This is a genomic window from Enterococcus sp. BWR-S5, from assembly GCF_016745255.1.
In the GTDB taxonomy this organism is placed as follows: Bacteria; Bacillota; Bacilli; order Lactobacillales; family Enterococcaceae; genus Enterococcus_L.
In genome coordinates this window covers 86,712-107,767 of record NZ_JADOEQ010000003.1, presented here as the reverse complement: position 1 = coordinate 107,767, position 21,056 = coordinate 86,712, and the positions used below count along the sequence as shown (strand labels likewise).

The window sequence follows — 21,056 nt, the reverse complement described above, 5'->3', positions numbered from 1 at the left end:
ACTCCTTTCAACTCTTATACTGCGATTGGTGCTTTAATTGTCGGATGCGGATCATATCCTTCTAAAGAAATATCACCCATCTCAAAATCAAATACAGATTCTTTTTCTTCATTCAAGATTAGCTTTGGCGCCTGACGCACGTCTCTTGTCAACTGTTCTTCCATTTGTTCAATATGATTCGTATACAAATGAGCATCGCCCAAGGTGTGAACAAATTCGCCGACAGCCAAGCCGGTTTCATGGGCAATCAAATGGGTCAGAAGGGCATAGCTGGCGATATTGAAGGGAACCCCTAGAAACACATCTGCACTTCTTTGATATAGCTGACAGCTCAATTTCCCGTCATTCACATAAAACTGAAACATGGTATGGCAGGGAGGAAGTGCCATCGTTGGAACGTCCTCTGGATTCCACGCTGAAACAATCAGTCTGCGGGAGTCTGGAGATGTTTTAATCATGTCGATAACATTTTGCAGCTGGTCAATAAACGAACCATCCTTTGTTTCCCAATGCCGCCACTGTGCTCCGTAAATATTTCCTAATTCTCCATATTTATTCGCAAATTCTTGATCATTCAGAATCTTTTCGCAGAATAGCTTGTGCTGTTCTTCGTAAGCAGCCTTGAACTCTTCATCCTTCAACACACGATGACCAAAATCCGTCATATCCGGTCCCTGATAGTCAGCACTCTTAATGTAACGCTCAAAAGCCCACTCATCCCAAATGTGATTGTTATGCTCTAGCAGGTAGCGAATATTTGTGTCTCCCTTAAGAAACCAGAGAAGTTCACTTTTAATCAAACCAAAGGGTACTCTTTTGGTTGTTAATAAAGGAAAGCCTTCTGATAAATCAAATCGCATCTGATAGCCGAAGATACTTTTCGTCCCTGTTCCGGTTCTGTCACCCTTGAAATGCCCTTCCTCTAAAATTTTTCTCCCTAAATCAAGATACGCATTTTCCATACTATTTCCTCCCGCTAATCGTCTGTATATTGACTCAAATAATCCCAACGTTCAATTTTCTCTTCCAGCTGATGCTCCAACTCATCCAATCGCTTTTGGAGCTCCTGAAGACGAGTAAAGTTATCGCCTTGATGATTCATTTCTTCTGCAACCTCTTCTTGCTCCTGCTCAAGTGCTGCAATCTCCTCTTCAATAACGTCCCACTCTTTTTGCTCCATGTAGGTTAGCTTCGTTTTTTCCTTTTTCTCAGAAACTTCAGCTGCAACAGCAACTGGTTTTTCCTTCTTAACTTCGGCCATCTCATCAGTCTGTTGTGCCAAATATTCGCTCATTGCGCCATAAAATGTCGTAATCTCAGCCTCTCCCTTAAAAACAAGCAGCTTATCCGCTGTTTTATCGAGGAAATAGCGATCATGAGACACGGCAATAACAGTGCCGCTAAACTGACGAATATAATCTTCCAATACTGTTAATGTATCAATATCTAAATCATTGGTCGGTTCGTCCAGCAAAAGAACATTGGGCTGACCAATTAATAATTTCAAAAGATATAATCGGCGTTTTTCTCCGCCGGAAAGCTTGCCAATCTTGGTTCCATGCATAAATCGCGGAAAGAGGAAGCGCTCCAACAGCTCAGCAACCCCAATCATTTGACCATCCGCTGTCCGGGTTTCTTCGGCTGCCTCCTGTAAATAAGCAATCATTCTCTTTTCAGGATCCATCTTCTCATTTTGCTGTGTGTAGTAGGCCAGACGTACGGTTTCACCAATCACGTAGTTTCCACTATTTAAAGTAAGCCGACCAGCTAACAGGTTTAACAAGGTTGATTTGCCAGCACCATTTTTTCCGGTGATACCGATTCGCTCCCCAGCCTGAATAAGCAGAGAAAAGTCCGTAAGTAATTCTTTCCCTTCAATACTGTAAAAGCCATGTTCGATTTCCAGTACCTTTTTGCCTAAACGCTGTGTTGCCAAATTCAAGTCAATGGATTCCGTTGTCTTCACTTGATGAAGATTCTCCTTCAACTCATGAAAACGATCCTGACGTGCCTGCTGTTTTGTCCCTCTCGCCTGTACACCTGCACGCATCCAAGCCAGTTCTTGCTTAAACAACTGCTTTCTTTTTGTTTCCTGCTCCACCTCTACTCGCTCACGTTCAGCTTTAGTAGCAATGTATGCTTCATAATTTCCGACATACTCATGAAGCTTCCCAAAGGAAAGTTCAAAAATTCGATTCGTTATTCGATCTAAGAAATACCGGTCGTGGGTAACCATCATCAGCGCTCCGGAATAGCTTTTCAGGTATTTTTCCAACCAGCTGATTGCCTCGTAGTCCAAATGGTTCGTCGGCTCATCCAGCAACAATAAATCCGGTGCTTCAATCAAGGTTTGTGCTAAGCTGACTCTTTTCTGTTGACCACCGGATAAAGTACCGATTTTCTTTTCTAATGTGCTGATTCCCAGCTTTTGAAGAATTATTTTTGCATTTGTGTCAGCAGACCACGCATCTTCTTTATTCATGTTTTCTTCGGCACGAGCGTATTGCTTTTGTACGGCTTCATTCATTCCATCTTGATTCAATGCCAGCAAGGCTAACTCATATTCCTTCACTGCACGAATAATTGGCGTATCCCCTTGAAAAACTGCTTCAACAACTGTCAGCTCCGGATCAAATTCATTGGCTTGAGACAAATAGCCGATTCGATAATCCTTTGCCTGTTTAACCGGATTGATATCGCCATCGCCAAAATCTTTTCCGGCAAGTATATTCAGTAAACTTGTTTTACCTGTTCCATTGATTCCAATCAACCCGATTCGATCCTTTTCGTGGATCAAAAAGGAAAGGTCATCAAATAGCGTTTTCTCTCCAAATGTTTTGGTTAACTGTTCAACTCTTAATTCCTTCACAGGTTCACATCCTTTTCATTCTGATTCATTGTAACAAAAAAACTGTAAAAAAAGAAGCTGGATTTCTTTTCAAAACTTTAGCATAAAAAAATTTGACAAATCATTTGTCATTTACTGTTTATCTGAGAATCTTAATAAAAAATCCCCCAACCTTGCCAACTACCTATGGCTCAGTTAAGGGAAAATAAATTGTTTGTGTTATTCCTCAATTACAATATCTATTTCTAAATCCTTTGCTACCTTATCAGAAAGAAATGCCAGAAAATTATCTAAAGGCATCGTAAAATGTAAAATTGGACCTCTGCGGCCATTTCGGAAATAGTTCATGCTCAAATTCTGGTCCTTGACCTGTAATACAATTTTTTCCAGCTCAGAATACTGTATGCCGCGATTATCAAAAGAATTCGTAATGATTCTAGTATCTGCTAATCCTTTGCAATCAAGTAAAAAGCTGAATAACAAGCAAGCTGTCAGGATATCCTGCATCTTATCATTTAAAGTCTGAGGTGTGAACAGCCCGAACAAAAGAAAAATGGCACCTAAGCCTACACCAATGATTGCCGGTGCCGGTGATCGCTTGGCAAATAGTTGAACGCTTTTTCTAACCAGTATCAAGTAAGCATATAATATGATAACAAACAGTAATAAAATTATCGTGAAGAAATCCAAAACAAGAAAAACCTCCTTCTAGTATCTATGGCTTATTTTCTTATTGTTTCTTTGCCGCGCTTTTTTGCTGATCCAATTCTGTTAAGCGCTGGTTTATTTTTTTGATTTTATCTTTGGAAATCAAGATATCTCGAATCATCTGATCCCGTTTCTCCCCTTTAGGCAAACGGTTGACCACTTGATAGTATGCTGCCAGCAGTTGGACTTGTTTCATTTTTTCCTTCTGCAGTCTATCTTCTGTGAGTTTCATCGATCAGTCTCCTTCAATGAACAATTTGCTGAAAAATAGATGTACTGTAATATTTTAACATACATCTATCTTATGTAGAACTATTTCTGCACCAAAGAAAAAACAGGTCCGAAGCTTTTTTGTCCTCTATCACTCAGCGAAAAAGAAAGACCGAGGAAAGCAGCTTTACATCTGCACTCCCCAGTCAGTCAAATAACTAAGAATAATTTCTCTTTTTATTTATTATTGTGCTGAAATAGCGATTCCAATCGCCTTTTCCCCTAAATGTGTGCCGATAACCGGACCAAAATGACCAATTTCAATTTCAGCTTGCGGATACTGCGCTTGAAGCTTTTGTTTTTCTTCTTCCGCCACTGTTAAATTGTTGGCATGAATCACATAGAGCTTTACAGGATGCTCAATTTCTGCATTTCGCTGACCGATGACCTGCTCTGAGCGGGTAAATGCTTTTTTGGTTGAACGAATTTTTTCGAACAAAACAATTTTCCCATCTTCAAATGTCAAAATCGGTTTGATTTTTAGTAGGCCAGCAATCAGAGCTGCCCCATTCGTTAGACGTCCGCCTCGTACCAAATTATTCAAATCCTCAACAATCAAATACGCATAGGTGTTATCTCTTATCGTATCCAGGTTCGAAAGAATTTCTTCAATCGATGTCTCCTTCTGAGCGCCTTCTAAAGCAACTTCAACCATATGTCCCATTGGCATACTGGTTATCTTAGAATCATAAGGATGGAGATCAATTCCCTTTATACTCCCTTTAAGTGAAAATAAAGTACTGACAAATCCTGATATTCCAGCCGAAAGATGGATGCTTAGAATGGTATCATATCCTTTAGCCGCAATTGATTCGTATAATTCTATTACTTCTCCTAACGCCGGTTGCGAGGTTGTAGGAAATTCCGAACTGCTATTTAATAACCCATAATATTCATCTGCTTCAATATCTATTCCTTCATTATAAATCTTTCCATCTAAAATGACAGGGATTGGGATAATAAACAAATCCTCATGCTTTTTGATTCTATCTGGTAAATAAGCTGTGCTGTCAGTTACAACCGCAAGTTTCATATAAAAAACCCTCGTTTCATTTTTCTAAACTTTAATAAATATAACATACTCTGAAATAGATGAAAACTGTCTTTTTCATGCTAATTCGCTAAAAAATTCTGAATCGCTTGTTGATTCATCCCAAAATCAATCTCTAAAACACTTCCGGCGTAATCATAATAGCCATCTGCCCAAGAGCCTTCAATTGGAACCGCTAGGCGGTCAATTCCAGATGCTCCTTTTAGCGCTAAGGAAGGACCATTCATCAAAAGATAACTCATTGGGATATTATTCGCCATGTATCCGACCAGCTTACCAGCTGATTCAGGAGTACGCAACAAAACAAGCGGGTTCTTCAATTGGGAAATAACCGCAGACATTACTTGCTGTTGTCGTCTGACACGGCCAAAGTCTCCCTCTTCATCCATCCGGAAGCGCGCATATTGAAGCAGCACATGGCCATCCATTTTTTGATTGCCTTGAGCAATATCAACGCCATCCAAATTAATATCTTTTTCAGCATCAATTTTGACACCGCTAGGGAACAACGAATCAATAACCTTTTCAAAACTTTGGAAGTCAACCTTAGCGTAATACTTACAGTCTATTCCAAAATTTTGAGCCAAGGTTTGACGAACCAATTCAGCGCCGCCCAAAGCATAAGAAGCATTAATCTTGTTTGCATCATATCCCGGGATATCTACAAAGGTATCTCTCATGAAGGAGATCAGCTTAGGTTTTCCTGAGGGACCATCCAGCTGCAAGACCATGATTGTATCTGCTCGCCCGGCATCCTCACCTCGTGTGTCACTTCCAAGAAGCAGAATGTTTTTCGAGCCATCCGCGCTGGTTACTCCGTTAAACGCCTCCGCTGCTTCTTTAGGCAAAGACGTATCATTCTCAGCAGCATATTTACCCTTAAAGAAAAAGACGACCGGAAGCACGATTAAAAGAAACAGCGCCAGTAATAGCCATCTAAGCCACCTTCTTTTTCCACGCTTCTTCACTTTTTTGGGTTTTATCGGTTTTTTGGGAGGTATCGAAGCCCCATTGTTTTCTGAATAAGTAGCTCGTTGGTATGCATGATTTCTATCTTCATCCACTTGCTGTGACTGTTGATAATATTCATCATTATATTGATTGTCATAGCGTTCATCGAAACGCCCAGTCTCTTTTGATTTTCTTGGATTGAAGCCCGTTTGTTTTTCTTCCTTATCGGATTCTTTATGTATATGTTTATATCGATCCATTCTACTCATTATTTTACGCCACCTTTTTTAGCTTTCAGAAATAAGCATACCCTATTTCATGAAAAAAGTCTTTCATAGACAGTGATTTTAAAGAAAAATAAAAAGACCTTTTCAGATCTTTATATTCCATGAATGGGATGAATATTATAATTTCCAAATACCTTGACCTCTCCACCCATCAGCTGAATTTCCTGTAAAGCAAACTGAATCAGCTCAACAGGCTTTTCCGAAATAAGGTCAATCAAGAAAAAATACTCTCCCAATGCTGTTTTTAAAGGTCGAGACTCTATCTTGCTTAAATCTATCTCGCGCCAGCTGAAGGCTGACAATGCTTTGTGAAGGGCTCCCGGCATATTGTTCGGCATGGTGATTGCCAATGTCATTTTTCGTTTTTCGACAGGCATATGAGGAAGGTCCACCTTTTCTGAACCAATCACCCAAAATCTGGTTCGATTAATTGCTACATCTTGAATGTCCTCTTTCACAATCGCCAAATTATAGGTTTCCGCAGAAAGCTTCGGGGCAATTGCCGCAATTTTTCGCTGCGGATGCTCAGAAACAAAATTTGCAGCATATGCGGTTGACGGTGTCTGTTCCAGCTCCGCATCTGGAAAATACTTGTTTAAGAATGCCTGTGACTGTGCTAATGCTTGAGGATGGGACAATATCCGAGTAACTTCTCTCCAGCTTTTCTGATTTTCCTTGCTGACCATCAGCTGTTGAAAAATCGGCAGCACAATTTCTGCGCCAACAGGAATGGTACTTTGGTGAAAAAGGTAATCAACAGTGGTATTGACAGACCCTTCCAAGGTGTTCTCTATTGGCACAACGCCTAAATCGACCTCTTTAAACTCTACGGCCTTAATACAGGCGGGAATTGAGTGAAAAGGCACTAATGTTTCATTTGGAAATGCTGTTTTTGTTGCTGTATGTGTGAATGAGCTCTCCGGCCCAAGATAACCAACCTTCATCGCTTCACCTACTTCACATTCGCTAAGATTTCTTCAACAATTTCTTCCGGTGTTCGCTGGTCTGTACTGACAATCATACTGGCTGTTTCTTTATAAAAGGTGATACGTGGTTCAAACACCTGCTTAATTTCTTCCGGCGATTTCGATACAACAAGTGGCCGGACAGTGGTATGATCGTTCTTCAATCTAGGAATGAATACTTCCGGTGTTGTTTCTAAATAAACGACAGGTGCCATTGCTTTTAAGAGCTCTCGATTTTCTTGCTGCATCACGATGCCGCCGCCAGTTGAAATCACGTAATTGTGATCGATATACTTTTTCAAGACCTTCGTTTCTTTTTCCCGAAATGCAGCTTCCCCATTTAAATCAAAATATTCCTGAATCGTCATGCCTATTTCTTCCACTATTTTGTCATCAAAATCAATGTGTGCCATACCGGTTTGTTTAGAAAGAAGCTTTCCAACCGTTGTTTTTCCTGCTCCCATAAATCCAATTAGCGTAATGCCCTTCATCTAGTTTCCTCCTGCTCTATATAGTTTTTCCAAATCATCAAAAAAGTTCGGGTAGGAAACGGCAATCGCTTCTGATTTTTCCAACTCTACTTCTCCTTCACGCACCAATAATGCAGCAATCTGCAGCATCATACCAATACGGTGATCGCCATAGCTCGTCACTTTTCCGCCTTGCAATGCTGTTTTCCCCTGAATAATCAAGCCATCCTCTGTTGGCGTGATTTCTGCACCTAAACGGTTTAGTTCATTTGCCACCGCATCAATTCGATTGGTCTCTTTCACCTTGAGCTCTTCCGCATCACGAATCACGGTTGTCCCTTCTGCTTGTGTCGCCATTAATGCAATAATCGGCAATTCATCTATTAATCGTGGAATAATTTCTCCTTTAATTTCAATTCCCTTCAGCTCACTGGTTTCTACAGTAATCTTTCCAGATTTATTATTTTCGCCTTCTTCTTCAATCGTGATTCTTCCGCCCATTTGCTTGATAACATCAATAATTCCTGTTCTCGTTGGATTTAATCCGACATTTTCCAAAACGATTTTGCTTTCAGGCAAAATCAAACCAGCGACTAAAAAGAATGCGGCAGAAGAGATGTCACCGGGAACAACTACTTCCTGACCAGTCAAGCGCTGTGGTCCCTGTACACGAATTTCTTTTCCTGTAACCTCTATCTTACCACCGAACTGACGAATCATGTCTTCGGTATGGTCACGGGTTCTTTCCTTCTCAATGACTACTGTTTCACCGGAAGCCTGTAAAGCGGCAAATAGAATCGCTGACTTTACCTGAGCACTCGCTACAGGCATGTTGTAGTGTAATGGCTGCAGCTGCGGATTCCCTTTGATGGTAAGTGGTGGGTATTCACTACCCTCACGACCACGACAATCTGCCCCCATTTGATTTAGCGGATTCATTACCCGTGCCATTGGACGCTTGGCAATTGAATCATCGCCATATAACTCAGTGCTAAAATCCTGTCCTGCCAATATGCCGCTGATTAAGCGAATGGTCGTTCCCGAATTGCCAACGTCTATCGGTTGTTCAGCTGGCTTTAGCCCTTCAAAGCCAGTACCGTGAACAGTTATCGTTTCCCCATCATCTTCAATAGCCACTCCTAATGACCGAAAAGCTGCAAGTGTACTCAGACAATCCTCCCCACGCAGGAAATTCTTGATTGTGGTTGTTCCATGGGCAATTGAACCAAACATAATACTTCTATGTGAAATAGATTTATCACTTGGGATATTGATGGTTCCTGATAAGCTTTGTTTATTTGTTGTTAATTTCAAAGTACCCCTCCTCTTTCCAACATACTCTACTCAATAAAGAAAATAGTTTTCTGTTACTTTCCCTTGATTAAGTAAGACTTCATTATTCACTCTTCATTTTTTATAGGTTACTAAATGATAGATTCAATTATTATTTCTCGTAACACAGATAGCTTGTCTCTTTTTCCAGTGTTTCTTTTGCCTTTTCCAAATCTTCTTTTCGCTTAAATGTCAGCTGAAGGATTCCAAAGATGTCTTCTCTTGTTTCAAGAATCTTTAAATTGATAAGAGATAGCTTCTTCTTACCTAAGATACCGGTTACCTCCGCAATAACACCTGGAACATCGGGAATATCTACAAATAAATCATAGAACGCCGGAATTGCGCCTTCTTTATGCACAGGCATTTGATTTCTAGTTTCTTTGGCTTCATAAAAGAACTGAAAAATCGCTTCCTGATTATTTGATTCTAGCCAGCTTGACACATGTGACATCTCCGATTGCCATTCTGCTATCAGCTCCAATAAGATGGTTTTATTATTTAATAAGATATCTGTCCACATCTGCGGATCAGAGGAAGCAATTCTGGTAATATCTCTAAAACCACCGGCGGCCAGCTGCTTCGCACGCGGATGCGCAGCATTGAAAACCTTGCTTTGATTCACAAGTCCTGCAGCAATTACATGCGGTAAATGGCTAAGCATACCGGTAATCTTATCGTGCTCCTCAGGTTCAAGCGTCACAAACTTCGCCTGAGTACCTTTTAAAAGTTCCTTTAGCTCATTGATTTTTTTGACATCAGCTAATGGACTGGGTGTCATGATATAGTAGGCATTTTCAAACAACCGCTCATCGCCTGCTGTGACACCAGATTTATGGGAACCAGCCATTGGATGACCACCAATGAAAGTGTTCATCCCTAGTTCAACAGCAGTTTCAACGATTTCTTTTTTCGTACTGCCTACATCGCTGATAATTACATTTTCTTTCAAGGTCAGCATGCTCAAGGCTGTTAACTGCTGCTTCACAATCTCTACAGGAGAACAAAGTAAAATGACATCTGCTGATTTTGCTGCTGTTTCCATAGAAGTCGTTCGAGCATCAATAATGCCTCGTTTCAGAGCAAACGCTTCTGACTCCTCTTGAATATCTATTCCGGTGATTGTTACCTCCGGATGACTCTTTTTTATAGCTAAAGCCAAGGAACTTCCGATTAGGCCTAAGCCTATAATTAATACATTTTTCTTCATGCTCTACACTCCAATTTAATTATTTTTTAGAATTGTTGGGTGTAGAGACGATAGGCCTGTACATCGGCCTTCATTCGACTAAAAGAATCACTATCAAATTTTTCTAAAACGGCCTGTGCGATTTCTGTTGCCACAACTGCTTCACAGACAACACTGGCAGCAGGAACTGCTGTACTATCTGAACGCTCAACACTGGCCTTATACGCTTCTTTCGTATCAATATTCACACTTTGCAACGGCTTGTACAGCGTCGGAATTGGCTTCATCACTCCCCGAACAATTACAGGCATCCCATTTGTCATACCACCTTCAAATCCACCGAGATTGTTAGATGTTCTTGTGTATCCTGTTTGCTCATTCCACACGATTTCATCCATGACCTCACTCCCCGGTCTATGGCCCATTTCAAAGCCGATACCAAATTCTACGCCCTTAAAGGCATTGATACTGACCACTGCTTGTGCAATCTTTGCATCCAGTTTGCGATCCCATTGTGTGTAGCTTCCCAATCCAACAGGTACGCCACCGACAACAACCTCTACTACGCCGCCGATTGTATCGCCATTCTTCTTAGTTTCATCAATCAGTTGTTTAATTTCTTCTTCGACTGTCGGATCAACAACCCGAACCTCTGACTGCTCAGATTTTTCTTGAATTTCCTTAACAGTTAAGTTCTCAGGTAACGTTGCTTGAATCCCGCCAAGAACGACGACATGACCGGCAACGTCAATAGAAAGTTCTTTAAGAAGCTTCTTAGCTACAGCCCCAATTGCTACACGCATCGTTGTTTCTCTTGCAGATGAGCGTTCCAAAACATTTCTTAAATCCTCATGGCCATATTTTATTCCTCCAACAAGGTCTGCATGACCGGGTCTTGGCTTGTTTACTCGTCGTATGTTTTTCTCTTTTTCGGAGACCTCTTCAACAGACATCACCGATTGCCAATTCTTCCAGTCATTATTTTCTACAACTAACGTAACAGGAGCACCTAATGTTTTTCCATGGCGAACGCCGGAAGTAATTCTTACCCTGTCTGTTTCTATTTTCATCCGTCCGCCTCTTCCGTACCCAGTTTGGCGACGAGCAAGCTCTTTATTGATATCCTCTGCACTTAACGGCAGACCTGCAGGCAATCCTTCAATGATAGCTGTCAGCTCAGGTCCATGGGATTCTCCAGCCGTGATAAATCTCATCTGACTCAACTCCTTTTCAAATAGTCTTTCATTTCTTCTATATCTGTCGGAACAATTTTTGCTTTACCAATCTCATCAAGTAAGATGATTTTAATCGCTGTTCCTCTTGTTTTCTTGTCATGGGTCAACGCTTGATACAAGGTTTCTTCATTCCACTGTTCATAGCTGATCGGCAGACCAAATTTTTTCAGCAGCTCTATCAGCTGTTGCGTCGTCTGCTTTGGTGTGAGCCCTTTTTCCTCTGCAACACGATTGATTTGAACCATACCGATTGCTACGGCTTCACCATGGCTGACAACACCATACCCCGCGGTATTCTCAATCGCATGTCCAATGGTGTGCCCAAAATTGAGAATCAAACGAATACCATTATCCAGCTCGTCCTCTTCTACAACCTTGCGTTTTATTTCTAGGCAAGCAGTTATAATAGTAACAGCTTGTTCCAGCAATTCTTGTTCATCCTTCAACCCGCTTAACAGCTCCCACAAATGACGGTCTGCAATTGCAGCTGATTTGACAATCTCGGCAATGCCTTCCCTTACTCGACGTGGTTCCAATGTATTTAGTGTATCCGGATCAATCAATACGCCATCCGGCTGCCAAAACGCACCAACCAGATTCTTAGCATTCTTAGTATTCACACCAGTCTTCCCACCAATACTACTATCAACCTGTGCCAGCAAGGTTGTGGGAACTTGTAGAAAATGAATACCTCGCATATAGGTAGCTGCTGCGAAACCAGCTAAGTCACCAATCACACCCCCACCTAAAGCTAAAATACCGTCACTGCGTGTGAACTGATTTTCCGCCAAGTGCTCATAAATTCTTTCTGTATTTGCCAGGGATTTACTCGTCTCTCCGGCAGGAACAGCAAATTTTGTCACTTCAAAGCCCTGTTCTTTGAGCTGTGTTAACACTGTTGAACCATATAAGGCATCTACTGTTTCATCTGTGATAATAGCAATTTTTTGCGGCTTCCATAAACTCGCAGTCCATGCTCCTATAGCTGATAGGCTTCCTTTTTCAATAATGATTTGATACTCATGTGTGGGTAACTGAACTGTCAGCATCTAACTGACCTCCTTCTGGAAAAAAATAATCGTCATATTTGATTGAACCTTTTCTGTCTTGCCAGTTGGAACATACCCCAGACTTTTGTAAAAATTAACCAGATACACTTCCTGTTTGATTGTATCCAAGAGCCAACGCCTACAAGCTGGGTATTTTTCTTCGATTTGCGCCATTGCTGCTTTCCCTATTCCCTGTTTCTGATAGGTTGGCAAAACAGCAATTGGCCCTAATTTGATTGTTTCATTTGGTAGATGGGAAAGCTTGATACTGCCTACAGCTTTTCCGTCTACCAGAATAAAAAGCTGCTCATCCGTTGGACTAGCATGAAGCTTTTCCAACTGTTTCATTGTCACAGTTGCAGGATTCGTTTCATTATCCTGATACTTTTTCAAGAGCCCTCTAAAAGCTTCTTGATACATTTTTTGAAGCTGTGGAAGCTCTTCTGCAACAACTGCTCTTATGGATAACTCAATTCCGTCCTTTTTATTATAACGCATCAATCTCTTTCATTGCTTTTTCCATAATCTGAACTTCTTTCATCATTCTCATGTAAGTCTTTTCGTTCAATGATTGTGGACCATCAGACCAAGCATTCGCAGGGTCAGGATGAATTTCGACGATCATTCCATCTGCTCCGGAAGCAACACCGGCACGTGCCATTGGCGGTACTAAATCCCAAATACCTGTTCCGTGACTTGGGTCAACGATGATAGGAAAATGACTCAGTTTTTTAATTAATGGTACTGCACTTAAATCAAATGTATTTCTCGTTGCTGTTTCGTAAGTACGGATACCACGTTCAATGAAAATAACATTATTGTTGTTTTGAACAGCAATGTATTCAGCTGCATTCAACCATTCATCAATCGTTCCTGAAATTCCACGTTTTAGTCCGATTGGTTTACCGGTTTTCCCTACAGAAGCCAACAATTTGAAGTTCTGCATATTCCGTGCACCGATTTGTAGAATATCACTATACTCAGCGACCATATCAATGTGTCCTTCATCCATTACTTCTGTAATGACCTTCATACCCAGCTCATCTGCTGCTTGACGAATGTATTTCAGACCTTCTTCTTCCAATCCTTGGAAAGCGTAAGGCGATGTTCTAGGCTTAAAAGCACCCCCACGCAGAATTTGAGCTCCGCCTGCCTTGGCAATTCGTGCACATTCTCTGATTTGATCTAATCCTTCGATTGAGCATGGACCTGCCATTGTTACGAATTCACCGTTTCCGATTTTCACGCCATCTACGTCCACCACAGTATCTTGAGGATGAAACTCTCTTGAAGTCAGTTTATAAGTGTTTGAAATCCGTACCGTATTTTCTACACCTTCATAGCTGTTAAATGCAACATCCTGCATTTTACGTGTATCACCTAAAAGACCAATAACCACATGATCCTTGCCTTGATTGATTTGTACATCCAGCCCTTCTTTTTTCACTCTTTTTATAATTGAATCCACTTGTTCTTTGGTTGCGTTTGCTTTCATAATAACGATCATAATAATTTCCTCCTGAATTTTCTCTATTTTAGTTGTTTTCAATAATTGGTTTAATTTTTTCGACCGGCATTTCTTTGCCTGTCCATAATTCAAAAGCCGCAGCTCCTTGGTAGAGAAGCATTCCTAAGCCATTCATCGTTTTCGCTCCTCTGGCTTTCGCTTCCTTCAACAGCTTTGTTTCTCTTGGTGTATAAATCACATCATAAACGGGAAGATCCGCTCGGAGAATTGAGAAATCCTCCACAGGAGAAGCGTCTAAATTCGGCTTCATTCCTACTCCTGTTGCATTTACCAGCAAGCTGCTATCCAATGTATCTTTAGCCAGCTCTTCCTTTTCAGCTAAATCATGTAAGTGAATCTTACAATCTGTGCTCTCTTCGATATAAGCCAGCTTTGCTTTTACCTTTTCAAAAAATTCATCCTTGCGGTTATAGACAGCCATTTCCTTCACGCCGTCCAATGCCGCCTGTACAATAATTGCTGTTGCTGCACCGCCTGCTCCGATAATCGTCATTTTTTTCCCGATAATGTCGATTTCCTGATCCTGCAAACTCCGCATAAAGCCGGTGCCATCTGTTGTATACCCGATTAGTTTCCCATTTTTGTTGACGATTGTGTTAATCGCTCCTACCAGTTTTGCCGCTTCACTCAGCTCATCCATCATCGGAACAGCCGCCATTTTATGGGGCATGGATAAGTTTGCACCCAGCATGTCAAGCGTGCGGATAGAGTCAATCGCTTGAGAAAATCGTTCCTCTCCCAGCTCAAAGGCCAGATAGACAGCATCGATGCCCAATGCTTGAAGTGCTGTGTTTTGGATCATTGGTGAAACGCTGTGACGAATTGGATCAGCAAAAAGTCCAATCAGTCTTGTGTGACCTGTAATTGTGTTTTCCATTGTTCAACCTCCATAGTATATAAATCTTATTAAGCAGTGATACAGGTTACCTCCTTCATTTGTTCCACAATCAAGGATGCTTCCTGTGTTGAAATAACAAGATTTATACCGAATCAAAATAAAAAGCAAGGTACTCACAGTAAATTTACAGAAAATCTACAGTGAATACCTTGCAAAATAAGATAAAAGAAAAAGCCACTATAGATTTTCATCTACGCGGCTTGAAAGTCATGTTGAAATCCCTTAGCCATCATAGATACAAACTTGCGTTTTGCATTGTTTGCACCCACGATACTCATGAATACAAACTCATCTAAAATAGCTAAAGTAATACTTATTCAGTTGTGTTTGCTTTTGAATTATTGTTTTCATGTCAATCACTCCACTACTGTTTTAAGAATTGAAGTAAGTATACTCCCCAATTTGATAGATTGTCAACTGTTTTTTATAAAATACGTCAAAAATTTTTTTCAGCCTGTTTTTAAGGCGATAAATTCCGGCTCCCTTTTCACTCCGAGTGGCTGTCCGCATCACTGAAATCACTACTCGTTGGCAACAAGCGCTCTTCCTTCTCAACAAATCTGAAAACAGAATAGAACACACTTCCTAAAGTTATCACGACGATTAACAGGAAAAAAAGCAGTTCAAGTCCCAATTGAGGCTTATAGGCAGCAACAGTCATTTGAAAAGCGCCCAACGCTTGAATATCCGCCAACAATCTTTGAAATACTTGCGTACCCAGTACAAGTGCAACACTCCCTAGAAGCAGCAAGACATAGCCGGCTTCCAACATAAAGGTCAAAGAAATAATTGATGACGTCTCCCCCAACAAACGTTTAGTCAACAGCTCCTCCTGCTCAATACCTGCTTTTTGTTTATAAAAATGCTTGCTATAAAGAATTGCCGCAAGTATCAAAATAATACTGACAACCAGTGTTCCTGTTTTTAAAATAGTAAGCAATAAAAGCAAGGGTTGAAAAGAGCTTGCTTCTAAATCCGGTGCTTTTTCTTGAAGGCTTCGCTCTAAATCAATCCATGAAGAAAAGAAGCTGATCCCCTTCCAAGAGAATGAAACAAGAAAAAACAACAAAAAAATCATGACAAAGGATGATAGATAGCCTCTCCTTCTTATTAGTGAATAAAAGGAATCCATGACCATATAATATAGCTTAATCCAAGTTACCCGATACATTTTTCGCCCTCCATGCCTTTTATTATAATGCAGCAAGGCAGCAGTAAATTTACAATTGTCTATCAAGTGATGACAACTAAATAACAAGTATTAAAAATAAATCAAATAATAGCAAAATTGAAGGAAATACTTGCTTTACATGATTGAATCATCTACTGAAAACAAGTCAATACCAGTTTATCTGTCAAAAAAATGAAAAAAGAAGTGAAACCCAGAGGATTTCACTTCATATACAATTCATCTACTTATTAAAACTCAGCTGCATAAACATCGTCTACTGTTTGAGTAGGATCGATTACAATATATAAGCTGTTTGTTTTTTCGCTAATTTTAGTTGATTGGTAAACATTGTCCAGACCTTCATCACTCTTATCTTTGTATGGGAAGTATACCAAATCAGGTGTTCCGCTTTTATAAAGAATTTCCATACGTTCGATATCTTCGTATTTCAATGCACGAGCAAACATCCCTGACTCCAATCCGCCCATGTTGATGTCATGCGTCTGTACATGGTCTCCTTCTTGGAAAATTTCAATTTTGAAGCCTGCGCATGGGTGAATTTCTACGAATTCACTTCCGTTGATACGTCCAAAGCTTGTTGTGATTTGCTTGATCCACAGATCGCCAATATAACGACGTCCGATTGTCCAAGTTTCACCATTTCTGAAATAAAATTTTAACCCAGTCATTTCTCTTGCCATAGTATTTTTCTCCTTAATAAATAAATTCTTAACACCTTTCAGTGTAGCATACTTTGTGAAAACTGCCTAAAAATACGCCTGTAATTATAACCTACTTAGAAAAGCTTCTGTTACTACGACTGCTCGTTGATGTGTCCCCTTTGCAATAAGCTCTGAGCCTTCATAGACATCAAATGAAAAATCAACTTTTACCTGTTTTTCTGTTTCTTGTTTCACATTCACAGTAATTTCGGCACCAACTGCTGATGGTCTTCTATGCACCATATCAATTTTTGTTCCAACGCTGGTTTCTTCTGTCGTTAATACTTTGGCGAGAAGTACTTTTGCTGTATTCTCAACCATGGCAATTAAAGCCGGCGTCGCCAGAACATCAAGATCACCTGAACCAAGCTCTCTGGCAGTTTGGTTTGCTGCAACAATAAAAGACTTCGAATAGACAGCCATCTCTATTCCCCCTTTTTCACAAACTTTTCACTATACAAAATTAAGTCTGGTTTGTTATTCACAACTTCTCCGTTGATTACAGCAGCCTCAAGCTCATTAATAAGAATACCTAACCATTTTCCCGGCTTCTTATCAAATGCAGCCAGTAAATCATTGCCGCTTATTTGCAGCTGCTTGCGTTCTGTAATCGGCAATGCTGAATATTTCTTTTCCGTCAGTTCAAGATTGACTTCATGCTGGTAAAACGACAGCATTTTTTCTACAGACAAAGCTTTTTCCAAGCCCAATCTGAAAAGGTCCTCTGCCTTCCAAGCCCCAGTCAGTCTAACCTCCAAACCATAAAGAAGCTCCGACACATCATGCATTAAGTGATTAGACAGCTTCCATTCCTTCAGAAAGTCTCGAGTCTCTGAAACGGGTATCCTGAGTTCTTTGAGTAATAATGCCCAACCTTGCTGTTCTTCTTCAATCAGTTGATTTGGCAGCTTCGAGAAAGCCGTTAATCCGTCCAGTCTGTCCTTAAGTCCAGGACAGCTTTGGTAGCAGGCTGTCTCTATGAACGGCAACAGACCTTTACAGCGATTTTTTCCAAGAAGCAGCTTAATGAACTCAATCGCAATCCGTTCAACCGAAATCTTGGATAGCAAAGAATGATAAAGGTCAATAGCTTCTAATGTTTTCGTCTCTATTTCAAAATCTAATTCACTGGCAAAACGAAGTCCTCTCATCATGCGCAGCGCATCCTCATGAAAACGCTCCTTGGGATCGCCGACAGCTCGAATGACTCCATGATTTAAGTCATCAAGTCCATGAAACAAATCAATGATTGTGCCTTCTTTATCCATCGCTAATGCGTTGATTGTAAAATCTCGGCGCTTCAAATCTTCTTCAAGGGAGCGAACAAAAGTTACTGTATCCGGTCTTCGATAATCTTGATACGTCGATTCTGTTCGGAATGTTGTGATTTCGTACTGCTCCTCTTCATAAAGTACCAAAACGGTTCCGTGGTCAATCCCGACATCGACGGTACGTTTGAATATTTGCTTGATTTCCTCAGGGTATGCACTCGTCGCTATATCAACATCATGACTTTTTTTTCCCAGCAAAGTATCGCGTACACTACCGCCTACAAAGTATGCCTCAAATCCATGCTTCTCAATTTCCTCAATGACCGCTGATGCTCTGACAAAAACATCAGGTATTTTCTCCAGCCTCATAATAGATTTTCCAATCCATAGACCAGTTCATCAAGTGCAACAACTTTTTGACAGCCTAGAGCTACACCCGTCATAAATGAGCTTCGATCATAAGAATCATGACGAATCGTCAAGCCTTCACCCGTTCCGCCAAACTGCACCTGCTGATGAGCAATTAACCCTGGGAGTCTGACACTATGAATCTTCATGCCATCATAATCTGCACCACGAGCTCCGGCGATTAATTCTTCTTCCTCCGCATGACCTTGTCTCTTTGGTTTCCTGACCTCCGCCATCATTTCAGCGGTTTTCAATGCCGTTCCGCTAGGGGCATCCAGCTTATTGTCATGGTGCAGCTCAATGATTTCCACATCCGGAAAATAGGCTGCAGCTTTTTTAGCAAACTGCATCATCAAAACTGCGCCGACAGCAAAGTTTGGCGCAATCAACCCACCAACCTTCAGCTCTGCTGAGCGTTTTTTCAAGTGAGTCAGTTGTTCCTCTGTAAAACCAGTAGTACCGACAACCGGAGAAATTTTATTTTCAATAGCAAAGCTCGTATTTTCATAAGCAACAGCAGGAATTGTGAAATCAATCCAGACATCTGGTTCACTTATCAACAGAGCCTCTTTCGTTTTAAATACAGGGATATCTGCTTCATACCCAGAGACATCCTTTAGACTCGCTTCTTCTGAAAATGGGTCTAAAACACTGACAAGCTCCAGTTCAGGGTGCTCAAGAACCATATTTACTGCTGTACTGCCCATTTTACCTTTAAATCCCGCAATCGCTATTTTAATCATGTGTTTTTCCATCCTTTCGTTCAAAACGATAGTTATCCCGTTGGTTAAATTTCTTCATATTTCTATTAAAAACCTCTGTCAAATCAATCGACAATGAGTTAGCCATAATCAACGTAACAAAGAGGACATCTCCCAACTCCTCTTCAACCGTTTTCGGCTGTTCATCCGCTTTTTTCGGCTTTTCTCCATAATAATGATTGATTTCCCGGGCTAATTCTCCAACCTCTTCTGTTAACCGTGCCATTTGGCTTAATGGAGAAAAGTAGCCGGCTTTAAACTGTTTGATATAGGCATCTACCTCTGCCTGCATTTCCTTTAACGATTCTGATTTATCCATTATGCTCAACCTTCCTTCCTTCACATCTTAACAAAAACTTTTTCTATTGAAAAGATTCTTCTTGTTGTTTTTTAGAGAGAGTGATAAAGTGGTGAAGGAAAAGGAGGCGTTTGTATGGAAGAAAAGAACGTTTATATCAAAGATATTATTATTATTTTAATTGGCACTGCCCTCTATGCATTCGGACTTGTAAACATTAATATTGCCAATGATTTGGCCGAAGGCGGTGTGACTGGGATTACATTAATCCTTCTTGCATTATTCAAAATCAACCCTGCCTACTCAACCTTACTCATTAATATTCCACTGATTTTAATTGGCGGAAAAATTTTAGGAAAACATGCATTTTATTACACAATCCTTGGAACAGTCTCGCTTTCCAGCTTTCTTTGGATTTTTCAACGAATACCTGTAGCAATTAATTTAGACCATGACCTCTTGATTGCTTCTTTATTAGCTGGTCTAGCTGGCGGAATCGGCAGTGGGCTGATTTACCGAGTCGGAGGAACAACAGGCGGCAGCGATGTCATTGCCCGCATACTAGAAAAGAAATTCGGCGTCAGCATGGGACGTTCTTTATTCCTATTCGATATTTTCGTTTTGACATTGTCTCTGACTTATCTGGATGTAAAACGAATGATGTATACGCTGATTGTCTCCTTTGTTTTCAGCAAAATTGTAGACTCTGTTTTAGATGGGGCTTACTCTGCAAAGGGAATACTGGTTATCTCCAACCATTCTGAGGATATTGGTGAAGTGGTCATGCTGCTATTAGAACGCGGTGTTACTTATCTGCCCGGACAAGGCGGCTATTCACAGGTTGATAAAAAAATTCTATATGTTGTTGTCAGTCCCAGTGAAATTATAGAAGTAAAGCGAATTGTTCATGAGCTTGATCCAACTGCTTTTCTTTCAGTTATCAATGTTCACGAAGCAATTGGAGAAGGCTTCACTTATGCTAAGCCATCTAAAAAATTGTTTAAAAAGAACCGAGCAATCACTTAAAATAGAAAATGGACCGACTTAGGAAAAATTTTCCTAGGCCGGTCTATTTTTTTCAGACACGCCCAATCTCAGGCCTGTGTTTTCATCCGATTCAGTTCATCGGACAGCTCCAGAAAGGCTTCGTAGTCACCATCCTCCAGTGACTGATCAATTTGATTGCGCAACAGATTCATTCGCGCCAACTGTTCTTCACGTTCAAAATAGGCTTCTATTTCTTGAACCGTCTCCTCACTCACATCATCCTTCCAAGGGGCAAAGGGATTGTCCTCCAAGATGGAAAGATAATCCGGATTCTGGAATGCATCGCCGAAGGCACATTCTAAATAGAGTGTATCCTTCCAGTTCATCCGAATTTCATGAAAAATCTGGTCAGTATCTGTAAACATCTTTCCTTTGATAAATAAAATAATAGGCTCATCTTCGATTTCAGAAGATGCAATTTGAATGCCGCGGTCTGTTTTTTCTGCATGTTCAACAAAAGCAACATTATTCAAAATAACCTCATGATTGATTAAGTAGTTCAAAATCCAAATGATTTCTCGTTTGCTAAAGGAAACATTGTTGACCAGCCAAACAAGAAAATTTTTCTTATCCGCAACATTGATGTCCATACAATCA

23 protein-coding genes are annotated in these 21,056 nt (G+C 40.6%); 1 reads left to right on the top strand and 22 read right to left on the bottom strand.

Translation table 11 applies throughout. From position 1 onward, the window contains the following. Nucleotides 1-14: 14 nt before the first annotated feature. The 21 genes from IW510_RS05290 to IW510_RS05190 form a co-directional block, all read right to left on the bottom strand. The gene (locus tag IW510_RS05290) at nt 15-962 is read right to left on the bottom strand and encodes a thymidylate synthase (RefSeq protein WP_202057615.1); all 948 of its coding nucleotides are present in this window, start codon (nt 960-962) and stop codon (nt 15-17) included. 14 nt (nt 963-976) lie between these two features. Continuing rightward, a complete protein-coding gene (locus tag IW510_RS05285; RefSeq protein WP_202057613.1) occupies nt 977-2,869 on the bottom strand; it encodes an ABC-F family ATP-binding cassette domain-containing protein in 1,893 nt (630 codons plus the stop codon). Between the two features lie 198 nt (nt 2,870-3,067). Then, complete coding sequence (locus IW510_RS05280; protein WP_202057612.1) at nt 3,068-3,538, bottom strand: hypothetical protein; 471 nt, start codon at nt 3,536-3,538, stop codon at nt 3,068-3,070. Nucleotides 3,539-3,578: 40 nt separating this feature from the next. After that, a complete protein-coding gene (locus IW510_RS05275) occupies nt 3,579-3,788 on the bottom strand; it encodes a hypothetical protein (protein WP_202057611.1) in 210 nt (69 codons plus the stop codon). A gap of 222 nt (nt 3,789-4,010) precedes the next feature. Then, entirely contained in the window at nt 4,011-4,859 is an 849-nt protein-coding gene (locus tag IW510_RS05270) for a DegV family protein (RefSeq protein ID WP_202057610.1), read from the bottom strand. An 80-nt stretch (nt 4,860-4,939) separates the two neighbouring features. Continuing rightward, nucleotides 4,940-6,097, bottom strand: a complete 1,158-nt coding sequence (locus IW510_RS05265; protein ID WP_202057609.1) for an LCP family protein — start codon at nt 6,095-6,097, stop codon at nt 4,940-4,942. A 110-nt stretch (nt 6,098-6,207) separates the two neighbouring features. Continuing rightward, nucleotides 6,208-7,059 carry a prephenate dehydratase gene (gene pheA, locus IW510_RS05260; protein WP_202057608.1) on the bottom strand — a complete coding sequence of 284 codons (852 nt, stop codon included), beginning with the start codon at nt 7,057-7,059 and terminating at the stop codon, nt 6,208-6,210. Between the two features lie 8 nt (nt 7,060-7,067). Further along, a complete protein-coding gene (locus IW510_RS05255) occupies nt 7,068-7,571 on the bottom strand; it encodes a shikimate kinase (RefSeq protein WP_202057606.1) in 504 nt (167 codons plus the stop codon). After that, complete coding sequence (gene aroA, locus IW510_RS05250; RefSeq protein WP_202057605.1) at nt 7,572-8,864, bottom strand: 3-phosphoshikimate 1-carboxyvinyltransferase; 1,293 nt, start codon at nt 8,862-8,864, stop codon at nt 7,572-7,574. A 130-nt stretch (nt 8,865-8,994) separates the two neighbouring features. After that, the gene (locus tag IW510_RS05245; protein ID WP_202057604.1) at nt 8,995-10,092 is read right to left on the bottom strand and encodes a prephenate dehydrogenase; all 1,098 of its coding nucleotides are present in this window, start codon (nt 10,090-10,092) and stop codon (nt 8,995-8,997) included. 26 nt (nt 10,093-10,118) lie between these two features. Beyond that, nucleotides 10,119-11,285, bottom strand: coding sequence for a chorismate synthase (aroC, locus tag IW510_RS05240; RefSeq protein ID WP_202057603.1), 1,167 nt, complete (start codon nt 11,283-11,285; stop codon nt 10,119-10,121). A gap of 5 nt (nt 11,286-11,290) precedes the next feature. Continuing rightward, nucleotides 11,291-12,355, bottom strand: coding sequence for a 3-dehydroquinate synthase (gene aroB, locus IW510_RS05235; RefSeq protein ID WP_202057599.1), 1,065 nt, complete (start codon nt 12,353-12,355; stop codon nt 11,291-11,293). After that, the gene (locus IW510_RS05230; protein WP_202057597.1) at nt 12,356-12,853 is read right to left on the bottom strand and encodes a GNAT family N-acetyltransferase; all 498 of its coding nucleotides are present in this window, start codon (nt 12,851-12,853) and stop codon (nt 12,356-12,358) included. After that, nucleotides 12,843-13,862: a 3-deoxy-7-phosphoheptulonate synthase gene (gene aroF, locus IW510_RS05225; protein ID WP_202057596.1), complete on the bottom strand. Its 1,020-nt coding sequence runs from the start codon at nt 13,860-13,862 to the stop codon at nt 12,843-12,845. The genes IW510_RS05230 and aroF overlap by 11 nt, the downstream gene beginning before the upstream one ends. A 28-nt stretch (nt 13,863-13,890) precedes the next feature. Then, complete coding sequence (locus IW510_RS05220) at nt 13,891-14,760, bottom strand: shikimate dehydrogenase (RefSeq protein WP_202057595.1); 870 nt, start codon at nt 14,758-14,760, stop codon at nt 13,891-13,893. A 508-nt stretch (nt 14,761-15,268) separates the two neighbouring features. Then, entirely contained in the window at nt 15,269-15,952 is a 684-nt protein-coding gene (locus tag IW510_RS05215; RefSeq protein ID WP_202057594.1) for a hypothetical protein, read from the bottom strand. A 248-nt stretch (nt 15,953-16,200) separates the two neighbouring features. Then, a complete protein-coding gene (locus IW510_RS05210; protein WP_202057593.1) occupies nt 16,201-16,653 on the bottom strand; it encodes a hypothetical protein in 453 nt (150 codons plus the stop codon). An 84-nt stretch (nt 16,654-16,737) separates the two neighbouring features. Beyond that, nucleotides 16,738-17,097: a thioesterase family protein gene (locus tag IW510_RS05205; protein WP_202057592.1), complete on the bottom strand. Its 360-nt coding sequence runs from the start codon at nt 17,095-17,097 to the stop codon at nt 16,738-16,740. A 2-nt stretch (nt 17,098-17,099) separates the two neighbouring features. Continuing rightward, on the bottom strand, nt 17,100-18,314 hold the full coding sequence (locus IW510_RS05200; RefSeq protein ID WP_202057590.1) for a CCA tRNA nucleotidyltransferase: 1,215 nt from the start codon (nt 18,312-18,314) through the stop codon (nt 17,100-17,102). After that, nucleotides 18,311-19,096: a 4-hydroxy-tetrahydrodipicolinate reductase gene (gene dapB / locus IW510_RS05195; protein WP_202057589.1), complete on the bottom strand. Its 786-nt coding sequence runs from the start codon at nt 19,094-19,096 to the stop codon at nt 18,311-18,313. Before dapB ends, IW510_RS05200 begins: the two co-directional genes overlap by 4 nt. Continuing rightward, nucleotides 19,089-19,433, bottom strand: coding sequence for a nucleotide pyrophosphohydrolase (locus tag IW510_RS05190; protein WP_202057587.1), 345 nt, complete (start codon nt 19,431-19,433; stop codon nt 19,089-19,091). The genes dapB and IW510_RS05190 overlap by 8 nt, the downstream gene beginning before the upstream one ends. Nucleotides 19,434-19,547: 114 nt before the next feature. Between IW510_RS05190 and IW510_RS05185 the strand changes: the two genes are divergently transcribed. Next, nucleotides 19,548-20,438, top strand: a complete 891-nt coding sequence (locus IW510_RS05185) for a YitT family protein (RefSeq protein ID WP_202057586.1) — start codon at nt 19,548-19,550, stop codon at nt 20,436-20,438. A 68-nt stretch (nt 20,439-20,506) separates the two neighbouring features. Here the strand turns inward: IW510_RS05185 and IW510_RS05180 are convergent, their stop codons facing one another. Continuing rightward, nucleotides 20,507-21,049: a ReoY family proteolytic degradation factor gene (locus IW510_RS05180; protein ID WP_202057584.1), complete on the bottom strand. Its 543-nt coding sequence runs from the start codon at nt 21,047-21,049 to the stop codon at nt 20,507-20,509. Between the last annotated feature and the right edge of the window lie 7 nt (nt 21,050-21,056).